Annotated in this window: 14 protein-coding genes; 1 reads left to right on the forward strand and 13 read right to left on the reverse strand. The window is 30.6% G+C overall.

Features of this window, described 5'->3' with window-relative positions; translation table 11 throughout:
• Positions 1 to 106: 106 nt before the first annotated feature.
• Genes uxaC through H5J23_RS01875 form a run of 6 tightly spaced genes read right to left on the reverse strand, consistent with a single transcriptional unit; the run spans position 107 to position 7,252 of the window.
• Entirely contained in the window at positions 107 to 1,510 is a 1,404-nt protein-coding gene (gene uxaC, locus H5J23_RS01850) for a glucuronate isomerase (RefSeq protein WP_185890743.1), read from the reverse strand.
• 23 nt (positions 1,511 to 1,533) lie between these two features.
• Complete coding sequence (locus H5J23_RS01855) at positions 1,534 to 2,841, reverse strand: TRAP transporter large permease (RefSeq protein ID WP_370523806.1); 1,308 nt, start codon at positions 2,839 to 2,841, stop codon at positions 1,534 to 1,536.
• Positions 2,841 to 3,320: a TRAP transporter small permease gene (locus tag H5J23_RS01860; protein WP_185890744.1), complete on the reverse strand. Its 480-nt coding sequence runs from the start codon at positions 3,318 to 3,320 to the stop codon at positions 2,841 to 2,843. Before H5J23_RS01860 ends, H5J23_RS01855 begins: the two co-directional genes overlap by 1 nt.
• Positions 3,321 to 3,331: 11 nt before the next feature.
• Positions 3,332 to 4,309: a TRAP transporter substrate-binding protein gene (locus tag H5J23_RS01865; protein ID WP_185890746.1), complete on the reverse strand. Its 978-nt coding sequence runs from the start codon at positions 4,307 to 4,309 to the stop codon at positions 3,332 to 3,334.
• 16 nt (positions 4,310 to 4,325) lie between these two features.
• Positions 4,326 to 5,816: a UxaA family hydrolase gene (locus tag H5J23_RS01870; RefSeq protein WP_185890748.1), complete on the reverse strand. Its 1,491-nt coding sequence runs from the start codon at positions 5,814 to 5,816 to the stop codon at positions 4,326 to 4,328.
• Positions 5,816 to 7,252 (reverse strand): tagaturonate reductase, encoded by a 1,437-nt coding sequence (locus tag H5J23_RS01875; RefSeq protein ID WP_185890750.1) that lies wholly within the window; start codon positions 7,250 to 7,252, stop codon positions 5,816 to 5,818. The genes H5J23_RS01870 and H5J23_RS01875 overlap by 1 nt, the downstream gene beginning before the upstream one ends.
• Before the next feature lie 196 nt (positions 7,253 to 7,448).
• Between H5J23_RS01875 and H5J23_RS01880 the strand changes: the two genes are divergently transcribed.
• Complete coding sequence (locus H5J23_RS01880) at positions 7,449 to 8,093, forward strand: GntR family transcriptional regulator (protein WP_185890752.1); 645 nt, start codon at positions 7,449 to 7,451, stop codon at positions 8,091 to 8,093.
• Between the two features lie 39 nt (positions 8,094 to 8,132).
• On the opposite strand, the gene H5J23_RS01885 is transcribed toward H5J23_RS01880, so the two are convergent.
• The 7 genes from H5J23_RS01885 to H5J23_RS01915 form a co-directional block, all read right to left on the reverse strand.
• A complete protein-coding gene (locus H5J23_RS01885; protein ID WP_185890754.1) occupies positions 8,133 to 9,350 on the reverse strand; it encodes an AarF/UbiB family protein in 1,218 nt (405 codons plus the stop codon).
• A 68-nt stretch (positions 9,351 to 9,418) separates the two neighbouring features.
• Positions 9,419 to 10,180 carry a 2-dehydro-3-deoxy-D-gluconate 5-dehydrogenase KduD gene (gene kduD, locus H5J23_RS01890; protein ID WP_185890756.1) on the reverse strand — a complete coding sequence of 254 codons (762 nt, stop codon included), beginning with the start codon at positions 10,178 to 10,180 and terminating at the stop codon, positions 9,419 to 9,421.
• A 43-nt stretch (positions 10,181 to 10,223) separates the two neighbouring features.
• Complete coding sequence (gene kduI / locus H5J23_RS01895; protein ID WP_185890758.1) at positions 10,224 to 11,060, reverse strand: 5-dehydro-4-deoxy-D-glucuronate isomerase; 837 nt, start codon at positions 11,058 to 11,060, stop codon at positions 10,224 to 10,226.
• Positions 11,061 to 11,083: 23 nt separating this feature from the next.
• Positions 11,084 to 11,752 (reverse strand): GntR family transcriptional regulator, encoded by a 669-nt coding sequence (locus H5J23_RS01900; protein WP_185890760.1) that lies wholly within the window; start codon positions 11,750 to 11,752, stop codon positions 11,084 to 11,086.
• A gap of 109 nt (positions 11,753 to 11,861) precedes the next feature.
• Entirely contained in the window at positions 11,862 to 13,670 is a 1,809-nt protein-coding gene (locus H5J23_RS01905) for a transporter (protein ID WP_185890762.1), read from the reverse strand.
• Positions 13,670 to 14,788 carry a glycoside hydrolase family 105 protein gene (locus tag H5J23_RS01910; protein WP_185890765.1) on the reverse strand — a complete coding sequence of 373 codons (1,119 nt, stop codon included), beginning with the start codon at positions 14,786 to 14,788 and terminating at the stop codon, positions 13,670 to 13,672. The genes H5J23_RS01905 and H5J23_RS01910 overlap by 1 nt, the downstream gene beginning before the upstream one ends.
• A 203-nt stretch (positions 14,789 to 14,991) precedes the next feature.
• Positions 14,992 to 15,618 (reverse strand): hypothetical protein, encoded by a 627-nt coding sequence (locus H5J23_RS01915; RefSeq protein WP_185890767.1) that lies wholly within the window; start codon positions 15,616 to 15,618, stop codon positions 14,992 to 14,994.
• Positions 15,619 to 15,664: the final 46 nt, after the last annotated feature.

Below are 15,664 nucleotides of genomic sequence, written 5' to 3' on the forward strand. Positions count from 1 at the left end.
AAACTTATATTTTAACTTTATACTATAAAGTATACCATATTTCTAATGTAAGATTAATTGAGATTACAAAAATGGAGAAACTAAAACTAGTTTCTCCATTTTTTATCTATTCTTTAACTATATAGTTCTCAATATTGTTATAACATATATTTTGAACCATTTTCCCCAATTTATCTACATCATTTGGAATCTCTCCATTTTCTACCCACTCCCCAAGTAGGTTACAAAGTATTCTTCTGAAATACTCATGTCTTGTGTAAGATAGGAAACTTCTTGAATCTGTTAGCATTCCAACAAATCTTGAAAGTAATCCTAAATTAGCTAAAGCTGTCATCTGCTTTATCATTCCATCCTTTTGATCTAGGAACCACCATCCAGATCCTAATTGAATCTTTCCTGGAATTCCCCCTCCTTGGAAACATCCTATTAATGTTCCTAAAGTCTCATTTTCTCTAGGATTTAAATTATATAGTATTGTTTTTGGTAACTCATTTGTATCATCTAAAGCATCTAAAAACTTCGATAGCGAATGTACAAAGATATCATCTGCAATACAGTCAAATCCAGTATCTGGACCTAACTTTTTAAACATTCTAGTTGAGTTATTTCTAATAGTTCCCATATGAAGTTGCATTACCCAACCTCTTTTATTGTACTCTCTTCCTAAGAACATCATAATGTTTGTTTTAAACATCTTAGCCTCTTCTGGAGTTAAAGTTCCACCTTGAATTCTTTTATTAAATATATCATCCACTTCATCCTCTTCTCCCATTACAAAAACAACAGGATCTAAAGCGTGATCTGATATTCTACATCCAACTTCGTGGAAAAAGTCTATTCTCTCTCCTAAAGCTAATTTAAACTCAGCTAATGAATCAATCTCTTTTCCATGTAACCCTTCTAATTTTTCTAACCAAGGTAAGAAGTCATCTTTCTCTATATTGAACCCTTTATCTGGTCTAAACGCTGGGTTTACAACAACTTCAAAGTCATTCTCCTTTTTTAAAGCTATATGGTACTCTAATGAGTCTAATGGATCATCCGTTGTACAAAGTGCTTTTACATTTGCTCTTTTTATTAGTTCTCTAGCTGTAAACTCATCTTTTTGTAACATCTCATTTGTCTTTTCCCAAATCTCTTCAGCTGTTTCTTTAGAAAGAATTGTATCTATTCCAAAGAATTTTTTTAACTCTAAGTGAGTCCAATGGAACAGTGGATTTCCGTAACACTCATCCATTGTTTCTGCCCATTTCATAAACTTCTCTTTATCCTCTTTATCTCCAGTAATATAGTCCTCAGAAACTCCATTACTTCTCATTGCTCTCCATTTGTAGTGATCTCCACCTAACCAAATCTCAGTTATAGATCTATATTTTTTATTCTCATATATCTCTTTTGGATTTAAATGACAGTGGTAATCATAAATTGGCATATCTTTTGCATACTCATGATACAGTGTCTTTGCTATATCACTATTTAATAGAAAATCTTCACACATAAACTTTTTCATCTTTAACTCCTCCATTTTTAGTTTTATATTAATCCAAATACTTTAGGTAGGAATAAGCTTATTGCTGGTATATAAGTTACTAGCAGAAGTCCTATTAACATTACAATAAAGTATGGTAAAATCGTTTTTATTATCTCCTCTATTTTCAAATCTGCAATGGCACAACCTAAGAATAGTGCATTTCCAACAGGTGGTGTACAAAGCCCTATACAAAGGTTGTAAACCATTAAGATTCCAAAATGTACTGGATGCATTCCTAAAGATGTTACCACAGGTAGGAATATTGGTGTGAATATAAGCACAGCTGGTGTCATATCCATAAATGTTCCAACAACTAATAGTAACATATTTATTATGAGTAAAATAACATATTTATTATCTGAAATTCCAAGCAGTAGATTTGTTATATACTGAGGAATTTGAGAGTACGCCAAAGCCCAAGACATAATGCTTGAAGCTGCCATTAAAAACATGATGATCCCTGTCATCTTAATTGTTTCATCTAAAATCTTTTTTATAACTTTTGCATTTAAGTTTTTATAGATTAAAGATAAAACTAGTGTGTATATTACCGCAATTCCTGATCCTTCAGTAGCTGTAAATACACCTTTTATGATTCCCCCAATAACAACTATAATTAAAAGTAAACTTGGTAGTGCATCTAAAGTTGTTTTTATAACAAAAGACATCTCTGGTTTTGGTTCTACAGGGTAGTTATTCTTTTTAGCAAATATATATGCTAAAATCATAATCCCTAATCCCATAACTATTCCTGGTAGATATCCAGCTATAAATAGGGCTCCAATAGAAGTTCCACCACTAACTAATGCAAATACTATAAGTACATTACTTGGCGGAATAAGTAGTCCTGTTGGACAAGATGTTATATTTACTGCTGCACAGTATTTTGGATCATATCCCTCTTTTTTCTGTAGTGGGTATATTGTTCCTCCAATAGCTGCTTCTGCTGCAACTGCTGAACCAGATATAGCTCCGAATAACATATTTCCTAAAATATTTACCTGAGCTAACGATCCTGGCAATCTTCCCCCGATTAGTTTAGCAAAGTTAACTAATTTTATTGCTATACCACCATTATTCATTATATTTCCTGAAAGTATGAAAAATGGTATTGCCAATAACGCAAAGTTATCTAGTCCAGTTATCATCTTTTGAGCTGACGCTATTATTGTCATATCAAGTGGTAGCGATAAAAGTATTGCTATAAATGATGCTAACCCTATTCCTACTGATACTTGAAGTCCTAAAATTAAAAATACAAAGAAACTTGCAAATAGTGCAATTGCTACTATTCCTATATTAACTCCCACTATCTATCACTCCCTTTTGCTGCTAATTCATCTCCTATATAAGTTATAAAATAGAATATATTTATAACTCCAGTTATTGGAAGTATTGAATATACAACTCCCATAGGAACATATAATACTGGTGATAGTTGCTTCATTGTATTTAAAGTTAGTAGCGTTCCACCCCACACCATAACAAATCCCATAAAAATGATACTTAATATTGGAAGTATTATCTTTATAATTTTTACTGTATCTACTTTTAAAAAAGTATGTAGATAATCCATTGAAAGGTGAGCTTTAGAACCAAAAGCATAAGTAGTTCCAAGCATTCCTATCCACATTAATAAAAATCTAGCAAGTTCATCTGTAAAAATACTTGGCGAATTAAATACATATCTCGATGTTACCTGCCAAGCTACAGTTGCTACCATAACTGTTAATAGTAGCGCACTTACTATAAATATAACTCTATTTATATACCCTCTTAATCTATCCATTTTTTCTCCTACTATTCAAAATTTCTTATTCTTTCAATATAATCTTTAATTAATGAGTCTTTTGTAACTTCATCATAAAGAGGTTGAACTTTCTCTACGAACTCTGTTTTGTCCACTTGGAAAAACTCTACGCCTTTATCTTTTAAAGAATCCATTAACTTATCCTCTGTTTCAGACCATATCTCATTTTGATAGTCAAAAGAGTTTAAAGCTGCTGTCTTTATTATAGCTTTTTCATCAGTTGATAATTTGTTCCAAGTTTTTGTATTCATAACCAATACATCTGGCGATATTGAGTGCTCATCAAATGTAAAATATGGTGCTGCTTCATAGTGTTTTGACTCAGCATAAGAGATTAAGTTATTCTCTGCTCCATCAACTACACCTTGTTGTAGTGCTGTATAAATCTCTCCAAAACTTAATGGTGTTGGACTTCCTCCTAAAAGGTTAGTCATTCTTACCATAGTTTTACTTGTTTGTACTCTAATTTTCATTCCCTTTAAATCATTTGTATTTCTAACAGGCTTCTTTGTATAGAAGTTTCTTGTTCCTGAGTTATAAAATGTTAATCCTATAAATCCTCTATCCTCTGTTGCTGCTAGAATCTCCTCACCTATTGGTGATTTTAATACTCTTAAGTTGTGATCCATATCTTTAAATAAGTATGGTAGTGGTAAAACTGAATACTCCTTTGCAAAACTCTCTAATGGTCCTGCATTAGTTTTTATAATATCAATAGCTCCTGCTTGCATTAGCTCAGTGATCTCTCTTTCTCCACCTAGCTGTCCATTTGGAAATATTAAAACCTCAATCTTTCCATCTGTTTTTTCATTTACTTCCTCTGCAAATTTAACCATTGCTAAATGCACTGGATGACTCTCTGTCAAAGCATGTGCTAACTTTATTTTCTTTGTTGATGTTTCCTCACCCTTACCACATCCTGTTAAAAACACTAGGATTAGAGTTAGAAAACCGATAATTCTTTTCATTGATGCCCCCTGTTGATTATAACGTAACTCCAGATTTAAAGATTGCAATCTCTTGGAATCTATTTAGTTCGTTGTTTACTTTTTTTCCATTTATTACTTCAATTATATACTCTATAAACTCCTCTAGTAGCTCATCCATTGTGATATCTTCTGATACTAATCTTCCTGCATCAAAATCTATCCATCTTCTTTTCTTATTATATAGCTCACTATTTGTAGAGATTTTTACAGTTGGAACATATCCTCCATACGGATTTCCTCTTCCAGTTGTAAATAAAACCATATGACACTTTGCTGCTGCAAGAGCTGTAGTAGCAACTGAATCATTTCCAGGAGCACTTAAAAGATTTAAACCTTTCTCTTTTAAAATCTCTCCATACTTTAATACATCTATAACTTGTGAAACTCCAGACTTTTGAGTACATCCTAAAGATTTATCCTCTAAAGTTGTGATTCCTCCAGCTTTGTTTCCTGGAGATGGATTTTCATATATCTCTTGGTCATTTTTTATAAAATACTCTTTGAAATCATTTATCAGTGATACACACTTTTTAAAAATCTCTTCATTTTTACATCTTTTCATAAGAAGAGTCTCTGCTCCAAACATCTCTGGAACCTCAGTTAAAACTGTTGTTCCACCTTGAGCAACAATATAATCTGAAAACTCTCCTAGCATTGGATTTGCAGTTATTCCAGAAAGTCCATCTGATCCACCACACTCTAATCCAAAGTTTATCTCACTTAAACTAGCACTTTCTCTTTTATCTTGAAGCATCTCTTCATATAACTTTAAAAGCATATTTTTTCCAGCTTTAACTTCATCTTCAACATCTTGAGTTACTAAAAACTTAACTCTATCTTTGTCATACTCTCCTAAAGTTTTTTCAAATTCACCAATTTGGTTATTTTCACACCCTAGTCCTAAAACAAGTACTCCTCCAGCATTTGGATGTTTAACTGTATTTTGTAGTATCACTCTTGTATTTACATGGTCCTCTCCAAGTTGTGAGCATCCATAGTTATGAGTTAAAACATTGACATTGTCTATTTGAATATCTCCAATCTCATTTAAAAACTCATCTTTTATCAGTTGAGCAATTCCATTTACACATCCAACTGTTGGAACAATCCATAACTCATTTCTTATTCCTACATCTCCATTTTTTCTTTTATAAACTTCTACACTTCTTTTTTCTAAGTCTAGAACTCTATCTTGAAACTCTGGAGTATAAACATAGTTATTAAGGTCCTTTAAATTTGTCTTTGTGTTATGAGTATGTATCCATTCACCCTTTTTTATCGGTGTCGTTGCATGACCAATAGGCATTCCATATTTTATTACATCCTCATCTTTTTCGATGTTTCCAAGGGCAATTTTATGCCCTTTAGAAACGTCCTCTAACAATGTTAAACTATCTCCATCTAAAGTTATAGTTTCACCTTTTTTATAATTTTTTAAAGCGATAACTACGTTATCCCTTGTGTTTATCTTTATAAACTCTTTCATTACTTAACCTCTTCTAAAGCTTTTTTCACTCCATTTTTATCTATATTTTCTAAATATTTTGCCACTAACTCAGTCATTCCCTGTACTGAATTTAAATCCATATCCCAGTGATTTTCTAATCCTAACACAGATTTTACTATGTTTTCATAGTTATTCTCTTGCCATAAATCTGCATACATATCTAAATGATGTCTATCATCTCTTAACTGAATAGCATCTCCATTTTCTCTAACACCTTTATAGAATCTTATTAAAGCTGCTAAAGAGAATAGAAGTCTCTTAGGCAGTTTTCCTGTTCTTTTGTATGTCTCTAAAACTTGTGGAAGTATTCTAGATTTATACTTAGCCATTGAGTTTAATGATATATCCATTAGCATATGTTTTACATATGGGTTTTTAAATCTATTAACTACAGCATCTTTAAACTCTTTTAACTCCTTTTCATCCATATCTAAAGCTGGAATAATCTCCTCATCTATTGCTAATTCAATAAAGTTTCTAATATCATCATTTTCCATAGCTTCTCTAACTGTATCTATTCCATATAGGTATGAAACTGGAACCATAGCTGTATGTGCTCCGTTTAATATTCCTACTTTTCTCATTTTATATGGTTTTAAATCTTCAACTATTAATATATTTAGATTTAATCCCTCTAACTTTAACTCTCTTGTTAATATATCTTTTGGCCCTTGAATTACAAATAAATAGAAGTACTCTCCAGTTGTTATAAAGTTATCCTCATAACCTAACTCTTTTGTTAACTCCTCTTTCTCTCCTCTTGGATACCCTGTTACAATTCTATCAACTAATGTTGAACACCAGATATTTCCATTTATTAACCAGTTTTTAAAGTCCTCTCCTAAGTTCCAAAGATCAGCATATTTTAAAACCATCTTTCTTAACTCTTCACCATTATAATCGATTAGTTCACATGGCATTAAAATAAATCCTTTAGTCATATCTCCATTGAAAGTTACAAATCTTTCATGCATCAATCTTGTTAACTTTCCTGGGAATGTACTTTGAGGAGCATCCTCATACTTATCCTCTGCACTAAAAGCTATTCCAGCTTCAGTTGTATTAGATACAATAAATCTCATCTCTGGGTTATGAGCTAGTTGTAAATACTCTTGGAAGTTTTTATAAATAGGTATCTCTCTATTTATAGATGAGATTATAGTATAATCTTTAACAACCTCTCCACTTTCATTTATTCCTCTAATTATTGCTGTGTATAATCCATCTTGAGTATCTAATAGTGGTACTGCATCAAAATCAATTGGTCTTACTACCGCTACTCCAGCGTTTAAGTCTGTATTTTTATTTATTATGTCTAATTGCCAATCAAAGAAACATCTTAAAAAGTTTCCCTCTCCAAATTGAATTACTTTCTCTCCATATTTTGGTAAATTTAACTCTTCTCTAGTTAACATTTTTTTCTCCTTATTCTGTGATATATCAGTATTATATTACAAATATATTATATTTAACTGTAAAAAGCAAGTTTTTTTTTATAAATTTAATCATAAAAAAATATAATCGTTCACTAAAAGAACAATTTTTTATTTGATATTGGTTTTTTTTAAAAAATATTATATACTATTAATATAAAAAAATAGGGAGTTAAATATGAAAAGTTTAAAAGACAAAGCTTATGATGAGTTAAAGGAGTTAATTATTTCTGGTAAATTAGAAGCAAATGAAAGAATTGATGAAGATTTCTTATCAAAATCACTTAATGTCAGTCGTACTCCTGTTAGAGAAGCTATTAATCGACTTGAACAAGAGGGCTGGATTAATATAGTTCCAAGAAAAGGGATGTTCGTTAACAATATCTCACTTAAAGAGATTAACGATATTTTCCAAGTTAGAAGTAATTTAGAGCCAATTATTCTTGAAATGGCTTTCTATAAAATCAATAGAGAAGATTTAGTAAGTTTAAAAGAGAAATTTTTAGATTTTTCAAATAAAAATTCTTTAACACCTGAGGAAAAAAAGGAGTTAGATACTTTAGACAATGAATTACATCTATTAATTTTAAGAAATTGTAACAATAATTTTATTATTAAAATGATGGAAAATGTTTACGAACATAATATGAGAATCAGAAATATAAGTTCTCAACCACCAATTAGAAGATTTGATGCTATTAAAGAGCATATCAACATCATTGAATCAATTTTAAATGACAATCTTCAAAATGCTACAGAGGAACTTAAAAATCACAACTTAAAAGCTAAAGAGGGATTTTTTCATAGCTTAATTGAACAATAAAAAAAAGAGATTTGATAGCGCAAATCTCTTTTTTATTTTTTATGAAATATCATTTTCTAGTAAAGTTGTAAACTCTTTTATATCATCCATTAAATTTACATCTGGGTTACACTTTAATACCATTCCATCTAAATACATTAAGCTTTTTATTATATGAAACATACCCTCTTCAAACTCCATCCCAGAATTTATAGCTAACTTTATTGTTTCCATCATACGTTTTGTTAAACTAACTTGAGAAACTGTGGAGTTTTTAAAATCTCTATAAAGAACTTTAAACTTTTTCGTAAATTTTAAATAGTTTTCCTCTTTCAATTTTTTTTCTGACATCTCATTTAAATAAAAAGCCGATTTATCATAATCATATCTACTTAAGTAATAAAAAAACCAAAATAATCCCACTCTTAATTTTATTTTTACTCTTCCAATAGTTGAGCAATCTATAAGATTTATCTCCCCATTTTCTCCTAAAATTATGTTTCCTGGATGCAAATCTCCATGAAATACACCTAATTTAAACATGTAAAAAGTGTGGTATTTAAAAACTCGAAGAAGATCTGAATACTTTAACTCTTTTTCTTTTAGTAAACTGTTAAAACTTCTTCCCTCTATAAATTTTGATACAACTACCTTATCTGTACATAAATTATCTATAAAATTTGAAAAATATAGATTTTCCAAAGGAAATTTCTCTATATTCTCATCTTTTAACTTTTTTAAATATTCAGCACCCTCAACTTCATTTTTAAAATCTAACTCTCGTAGTGTTGATTCCTCAATATTATTTAAAACTTCTAATGGGTTAAATATTTTTTTCAATTTAGGATAAAAAAATAACAATAGATTAACTACCTTTTTTGCACTTTCTACATCCTCTAAAAACTCTTTTTTAAAGTTTTCTCTTCGAATCTTTATAGCAACTTTTTCACTTTTATTTCCACTATTTCTTAGAAACCCAAGATGAACTTGCCCTATAGATGCTGATGCAAATGGAAGTTTTTCATAGGATTTCATAGCTGTTAAAATCCACATATCATCTCCTATTATCTCATCTATATCCTGCTTTTGAGCTTCATAGCTATACTCATAAAGTTTTGCTAAATATACGCATGTTGATTCATCTATAAAATCCGCTCTCAATGCATAATACTGTGCAATTTTTACTGCTAAAAGCCCCATTTTTTCTATCTTTTCCAATGGTGGTGGGGAGTTTGTATGAATTTTATATATCAGTTTTATTAATTTGAAATTTTTCATATTTTCCTCCTAATTCTTTATATATTTATACTAAAAAAGAGAGGTTAAACCTCTCTCTTCATTAAAATTTATCTAACTAACCATCCACCATCAATAGCTAAAATATGTCCATTTATATAATCTGCTGCCTTTGATGATAAGAATATTGCTCCTCCCACAAGATCTGATGTTTGTCCCCATCTTTCTGCTGGTATTCTTCCTAATATCTCAGCGTTTCTCTTTTCATCAGCTCTAATTGGTGCTGTATTTGCTGTTTCTATATATCCTGGTGCTATTGCGTTTACTTGGATATTATCCACTGCTAACTCATTTGCAAAAGCTTTTGTAAGTCCAGCTACTCCATGCTTACTTGCTGTATATGATGGAACAAATTTTCCACCTTGGAATGATAACATTGAAGCTATGTTTATTATCTTTCCTCCACCTTGCTTTTTCATCTCTATCGCTGCAGTTTTACTTAGATAATAGATTGATGATAAATTTAAGTCAATAACTTGTTGCCAGTCACTGTTACTTCCCTCTAAAATTGGTGCTCTTTTTATTGTTCCAGCATTATTTACTAGAATATCAATTCTTCCAAAAGCTTCCATACATTTGCTAACTGCTTCCATAGCTACTTCTTCTTTTGATAGATCTCCAGTTGCATAAGCAACCTTTCTTCCTAGTCCTTCAACCTCTTTTATAACGTTTTCCATATTATCATCATTATATGTAAATATAAATAGGTCTGCTCCTGCTTTTGCAAGTCCCATTGCAAGTGCGTTTCCTATTCCTACGTTTCCTCCAGTTACCATTGCAACTTTTCCCTCTAAATTAAACATATTTAACATCTTTTAATTCTCCCTCCTTAATTAAAAACCTAACTTATTTATACTATCTTAACTGATCCATTGGAACATGGTCCATATCAGTAAATGTTTGATTCTCTCCAGCCATTCCCCAGATAAATGTATAGTTTTTAGTTCCTACACCTGAATGAATTGACCAAGATGGTGATATTACTGCTTGCTCATTAGCCATTACAATATGACGTGTCTCTTGAGGTTGTCCCATTAAATGGAATACTCTTGAGTTATTATCCATATCAAAATAGAAGTAAACCTCCATTCTTCTTTCATGTGTATGTGTTGGCATAGTATTCCACATGTTATTTGGATCTAACTCTGTCATTCCCATTACAAGTTGACATGATTTACAAACTGCAGGGTGAACATATTGAAATATAGTTCTTTTATTTGAATTTTCTAAATCTCCCAACTGAACTTTATTAGCTGTTGTTCTATCAATTTTTACAGTTGGATATCCAACATGTGCTGGTGATGAATTTATATAAAATTTAGCTGGCTTATCTGCAGAGTTTGATGTAAATGTTAACTCTTTATTTCCCATTCCAACGTATAAACCATCTTTAGCTTCCATATTGTACTCTGTTCCATCAATGATTACTTTCCCAGCTCCACCAACATTTATAATTCCAAGCTCTCTTCTCTCTAAGAAAAATTCAGATCCTAACTCTTTACACCCCTCTAATTTTACCTCAGTTTCAACTGGCATGATTCCTCCAGCTATAACTCTATCTACATGAGAGTACATTAAGTTTACTTCATCAGCAACGAAAACTGTTTCCATTAAATAGTGCTTTCTTAACTCCTCTGTTGTATAGTGTTTTGAATCCTCTGGATGATTTGCATATCTTATATCTAATCTCATTTTTACACTCCCTATCTAAATTTTTATTTTTTAAAATATTGTGAAAATTCCCCCTGAATTAACTCTTGTAATCTTTTTATTCCACTATATAGATGTTCGGTTATTATCTCTTCAACTTTATCAACTTTCTTATCTTTTATAGCATCTACTAACTTTTTATGGTCTTCATAGATAGCCTTAAAATTTTTCACCTCAAGTATATCTAACATCTTAAATCTTTTATAGTGTATTTGTGCTTTTTCTAACTGCTCCCAAATAAACATATTTTTAGTTAATTCATACCAAAGTTTATGAAGTTGACAATCTAAATCATAAAACTCTTTCGTTTCAAACTCTCTTTTTAAAAGTAGTTCTTGTAGCTTCAAATTGTACTCCATCTCAGCTATGAATCTATCATTCATCATCTCCATTGCATCTTTTATAATCTGTTTTTCTAAAACAACTCTCATATAGATACTTTGTTTTATGATATCCATATCTAACAAACTTACATAACTTGATTTAAAAGGCACGCTTTCAACTAAGCCGATAGAATTTAATTTTCCTAATATATCTCTACTTGGAGTTCTTGAAACTCCATATATTTTACTTATCTCTTGTTCTGTAATTATTTGACCTGGTTTATACTCTAAATTCATTATTTTTTCTTTTATCTCTTCGTATATATTTTCTGTTGTATTTTTAACTGACATTTTTACTCCTTAACCTTTATACTTATTGTATACACTTTTTATTTTTGTATACTATTTTAATAAAAGTATATAACCATATTCTTAGAATGTCAAATTTCTTTATTTTTTACTAATCGTTACTTAAAACTCCCCCACTTTTATTAAATACAACTTCGCTTTTACTCTCTTTTTTAGGTTTACTTGCTCTATTTAAAAAGTATCCTATTGTCGCATTTGTTAATCCTATTAAGAAAAGTGTTACTCTTCCTGAAATAGGATTTGGTACAACTACCAACATTGATAATATTATTCCAAATGCAAAGATTAATTTTCCAAGTATACCTCTTTGTGTATTATCTAGTTCATTTTCTCCTGACTCAATAGCCTTAACCTCTGTTGAGATATTATTAAAGAATTTATTATATGATTTTTCTCTCTCCTTAGATTTAAACCCTTTAAAAAATAGTTTTGTGGATATAAAGAAACCACATGTTATTGTAAACTGTGCTCCCAATCCCACAATTAACTCCATATCTTTAGCTTCCCTTGCTGTAAAAGGAACTGCTAAACTAAGAGCATTTGCTACCCATGTTGGATTATATAACTTCATAACTGAGAAAGAAACCATAAATCCTACTAATACTGTTGCCCATCCAGCCCAGTCTGGAGTCTTTTTTACAACATAACCAAGAAGTCCAGGTATTAAAATAGGTAAATCAAGTAGTGTTCCTATCATAAGTGTTATTGTAAATAAGCTCAAATTATTAAATTTATTTAATAGTAATGCTATAGAGATAATTAAAACTCCAAAAATAAATGTCACACACTTACTTACAGTCATCATCTGTTTTTCTGTTGCATTTTTATTTACAATTGGACAATAAAAACTTTTTATTACTATTCCTGTATTTCTATTTAATGCTGAATCCATTGATGACATAGTTGCTGCAAATATTCCTGACATCATTATTCCAGCCATTCCAGCAGGCATCTCTTTTTTTATAAACGCTAAATAAACTCCATTTGTAATTGATTTTCCTAAAGTTGATAGCCCCCACGTTGTTACATCTGGATTAAAAGCTGACATATACCAAACTGGTAAAAACCAAACTAATGGACCTATTAGCATTAATCCAAGTGCTAATAAAGCACCTTTTCTAGCATTTTTTGTATCTTTAGCAGAGAAAAATCTATATGCTCCACCTGTTAAACTACTTACACTGAAGAACTGTTTACAGAAAATCATTATAAACCAAATAGCAAATAACCAAACATAGTTTATATTTGGACCTACTATTTTATTAGCAGGAAGTCCTAAGTTTAAAATATTAAAGAACCCTCCACCTTTTATTGAAGCAACTATTGCACAAGCAACTGTTCCTACCATAAGGATTATCATCTGCATAAAGTCTGACGCTATTACAGCCCATGCTCCACCTGTTAAAGACATAAAAAGTACAACTAATCCTGTCACTAAAATTGTCACATCAATAGAAACTTCAAATACAGCACTTGCAAATATAGCTAAAGCATTTAACCAAACTCCAGCTGAAATTATATTTGGTAACATAATAGCCCAAGTAAATACCTGCTCACTTGTATTTCCAAATCTCATTCTTATTCCCTCTATGGGAGTTGCAATTCTTAATTGTCTTGCTTTTGGTGCAAACCATAAGAAACAAGTTAGGTATCCTAAAGCATTGGCATAGAAAACTACAACTGGTCCTATTCCTCTAGAAAATGCATCTCCTGCCATCCCTGTAAAAGTCATTGCACTAAACTGAGTCATAAAAGCTGTTCCACCAACCATCCACCATAACATCTTTCCTCCACCAGAGAAGTAATCGTTTGTTGAATTAGATGCGTGTTTTTGAAAGAAATACCCTATTGCCATCATAAACATAAAGTAGATAACTATTACCAATATATCTATTTTCATTAATATCCCCCTTGGTTACTTAATAAAACAATTTCACTATAAGCTTTAAATAGAGGTCCTACTCCTTTAGGATCATCTACCCCTACTTTTTCAGAGATATAATATTCAAAACTTCCATCTCTATCTCCATTAAATGGTATAAGTCCATTTAAACCAGCCATTATACAGATATTTTTTAACTCTAAGTTTCCATTATTTTCTTTTAGGTTACTATCTATCACTCCATTAAAAGCTTTTTTTCCTTTTTCTAAGTAGCTCTCATCTAAAATATTTAATCTACTTCCCTTTAGTAATGAGTATGCGAACATTAAAGTAGCAGAAGTTTCTAAATAGTTCCCATCTTTCTTTTCAAGTCCCATAACTTGGTACCATAGTCCACTCTCGTCTTGATACTTTATTATTCCAGCCATAAGCTCCACATATAAATCTATAAGCTCATCTCTATGGCTTTTAAAATTTGATTCATCTATATTTTCTATAACATCTATCAGAGCCATAGCATACCAACCAACAGCTCTTCCCCAGAAATTTTTTGATCTCCCAGTTTCTTTATCAGCCCAGTTCATAGTTTTAGTTTCATCAAATCCATGAAAATACAATTTTTTATCTTCACAAAATAGATTTTTTCTAACATTTTTAAATTGAGTTAAAATATCTTTCAATCCATTTTCATCTCTATTTTCATTTGAATATATTGTATAAAAAGGTTGAGCCATATATAGTCCATCTAACCAAACTTGATAAGGATATCTCCCTTTATGCCAGAAGTTTCCTTCTAATGTTCTTGGATGAATTGTTAATAGATATTTTACGCTCTCTATAGCTTTTTTATATTTTTCATCTTTTGTTTCTTCAAAAGCAGTAAAAAGTACTCTACCTGAATTTATATTGTCAATGTTGTACTCTACAGGATTTAAATTATCTATTGCCCCATTTTTATCAATTCTCTTATCTAAATAATTTAAAATAAAATCTAAATATCTCTTATCCTTTGTAGCTTTATATAAAGATTCAGCTCCTATTAATATACAACCATCTTCATAGTTCCATTCAGATTTGTAATCTTTGTAATTGTTTAAATACATATTGATGTACTTTTCAATTTTTAATCTTCTCATATTAAAATGTTCCCTCCGTGTTCTCTATTTAATTTTTTATTTTAAAACTACTTTTAAATTCCCCTGATTTATTTTTGTATACTTTATTTAAAATTGTATACGATTTTGCGTTTAGTATACACTCTTTGATAGTAGTTGTCAATTTTTTTTAATAAAAATTTAAAATAAAAAAACCTTCAAGTTTAACTTGAAGGTTTTTAATTTTACCATTTAGTTGCTGTATAATCTCCAGTTTTAGAGTTTTTTACAACATTTACATATACAACTTTTCCAGAACTTTGATCTATATAATCAGATACTCCAGATATTAGATATTGATAATCTTGATTTAAATCAGGTGTCTCAGCCTGTACATGCCCTTTTACTCTCCAAAGAGGTATATTATTTGCATAAGCTGATAGACTTAAAGCTTTCACAAAATAATTAACATATTGTGTATCATCACTATACCAAGCCTCTTCAAACATTCCATTATGAACTCCACCATATGTTTGTTCTACTCCCCACCATTCATTTACAGGTGCTGGGAAACTCTCCTCTGTTGTAAATGGTCCTGCTACACTATAGTCATAAACTATATTATAGTTTGCTCCTTTATTTACAAAAGTTCTTGTGTATCCTTTTGAAGCTAACATATTTTGCAGTGAATTTTCAAAAGTTTGTTTTTGTAATCCAGCTTCTGGTCCTTTAGATGAAAGGTAGTATGTCCCTGCTGGAATTGGTTTTGGTGCATATGAGTCCACAGCTACTAAATGTCCATCCATTAAAGATGTACACCCCTGAAACATTAGTAAAGCTAATGGAGATAGATAGGCTAACTTTTTCAACATAATAAAATCCTCCTTAAACTTATCTTCTTTAAAATAACTTTACTAT

The organism is Cetobacterium sp. 2G large (assembly GCF_014250655.1).
Taxonomy (GTDB): Bacteria; Fusobacteriota; Fusobacteriia; order Fusobacteriales; family Fusobacteriaceae; genus Cetobacterium_A; species Cetobacterium_A somerae.

What these genes read in the sequence shown, in the direction of transcription:
- H5J23_RS01885 (WP_185890754.1), bottom strand. Translation starts at nt 9,350, where the DNA reads ATGAAAAATTTCAAATTAATAAAACTGATATATAAAATTCATACAAAC.
- H5J23_RS01865 (WP_185890746.1), bottom strand. Translation starts at nt 4,309, where the DNA reads ATGAAAAGAATTATCGGTTTTCTAACTCTAATCCTAGTGTTTTTAACA.
- uxaC (WP_185890743.1), bottom strand. Translation starts at nt 1,510, where the DNA reads ATGAAAAAGTTTATGTGTGAAGATTTTCTATTAAATAGTGATATAGCA.
- H5J23_RS01860 (WP_185890744.1), bottom strand. Translation starts at nt 3,320, where the DNA reads ATGGATAGATTAAGAGGGTATATAAATAGAGTTATATTTATAGTAAGT.
- H5J23_RS01870 (WP_185890748.1), bottom strand. Translation starts at nt 5,816, where the DNA reads ATGAAAGAGTTTATAAAGATAAACACAAGGGATAACGTAGTTATCGCT.
- H5J23_RS01910 (WP_185890765.1), bottom strand. Translation starts at nt 14,788, where the DNA reads ATGAGAAGATTAAAAATTGAAAAGTACATCAATATGTATTTAAACAAT.
- H5J23_RS01900 (WP_185890760.1), bottom strand. Translation starts at nt 11,752, where the DNA reads ATGTCAGTTAAAAATACAACAGAAAATATATACGAAGAGATAAAAGAA.
- kduI (WP_185890758.1), bottom strand. Translation starts at nt 11,060, where the DNA reads ATGAGATTAGATATAAGATATGCAAATCATCCAGAGGATTCAAAACAC.
- H5J23_RS01905 (WP_185890762.1), bottom strand. Translation starts at nt 13,670, where the DNA reads ATGAAAATAGATATATTGGTAATAGTTATCTACTTTATGTTTATGATG.
- H5J23_RS01880 (WP_185890752.1), top strand. Translation starts at nt 7,449, where the DNA reads ATGAAAAGTTTAAAAGACAAAGCTTATGATGAGTTAAAGGAGTTAATT.
- H5J23_RS01915 (WP_185890767.1), bottom strand. Translation starts at nt 15,618, where the DNA reads ATGTTGAAAAAGTTAGCCTATCTATCTCCATTAGCTTTACTAATGTTT.
- kduD (WP_185890756.1), bottom strand. Translation starts at nt 10,180, where the DNA reads ATGTTAAATATGTTTAATTTAGAGGGAAAAGTTGCAATGGTAACTGGA.
- H5J23_RS01875 (WP_185890750.1), bottom strand. Translation starts at nt 7,252, where the DNA reads ATGTTAACTAGAGAAGAGTTAAATTTACCAAAATATGGAGAGAAAGTA.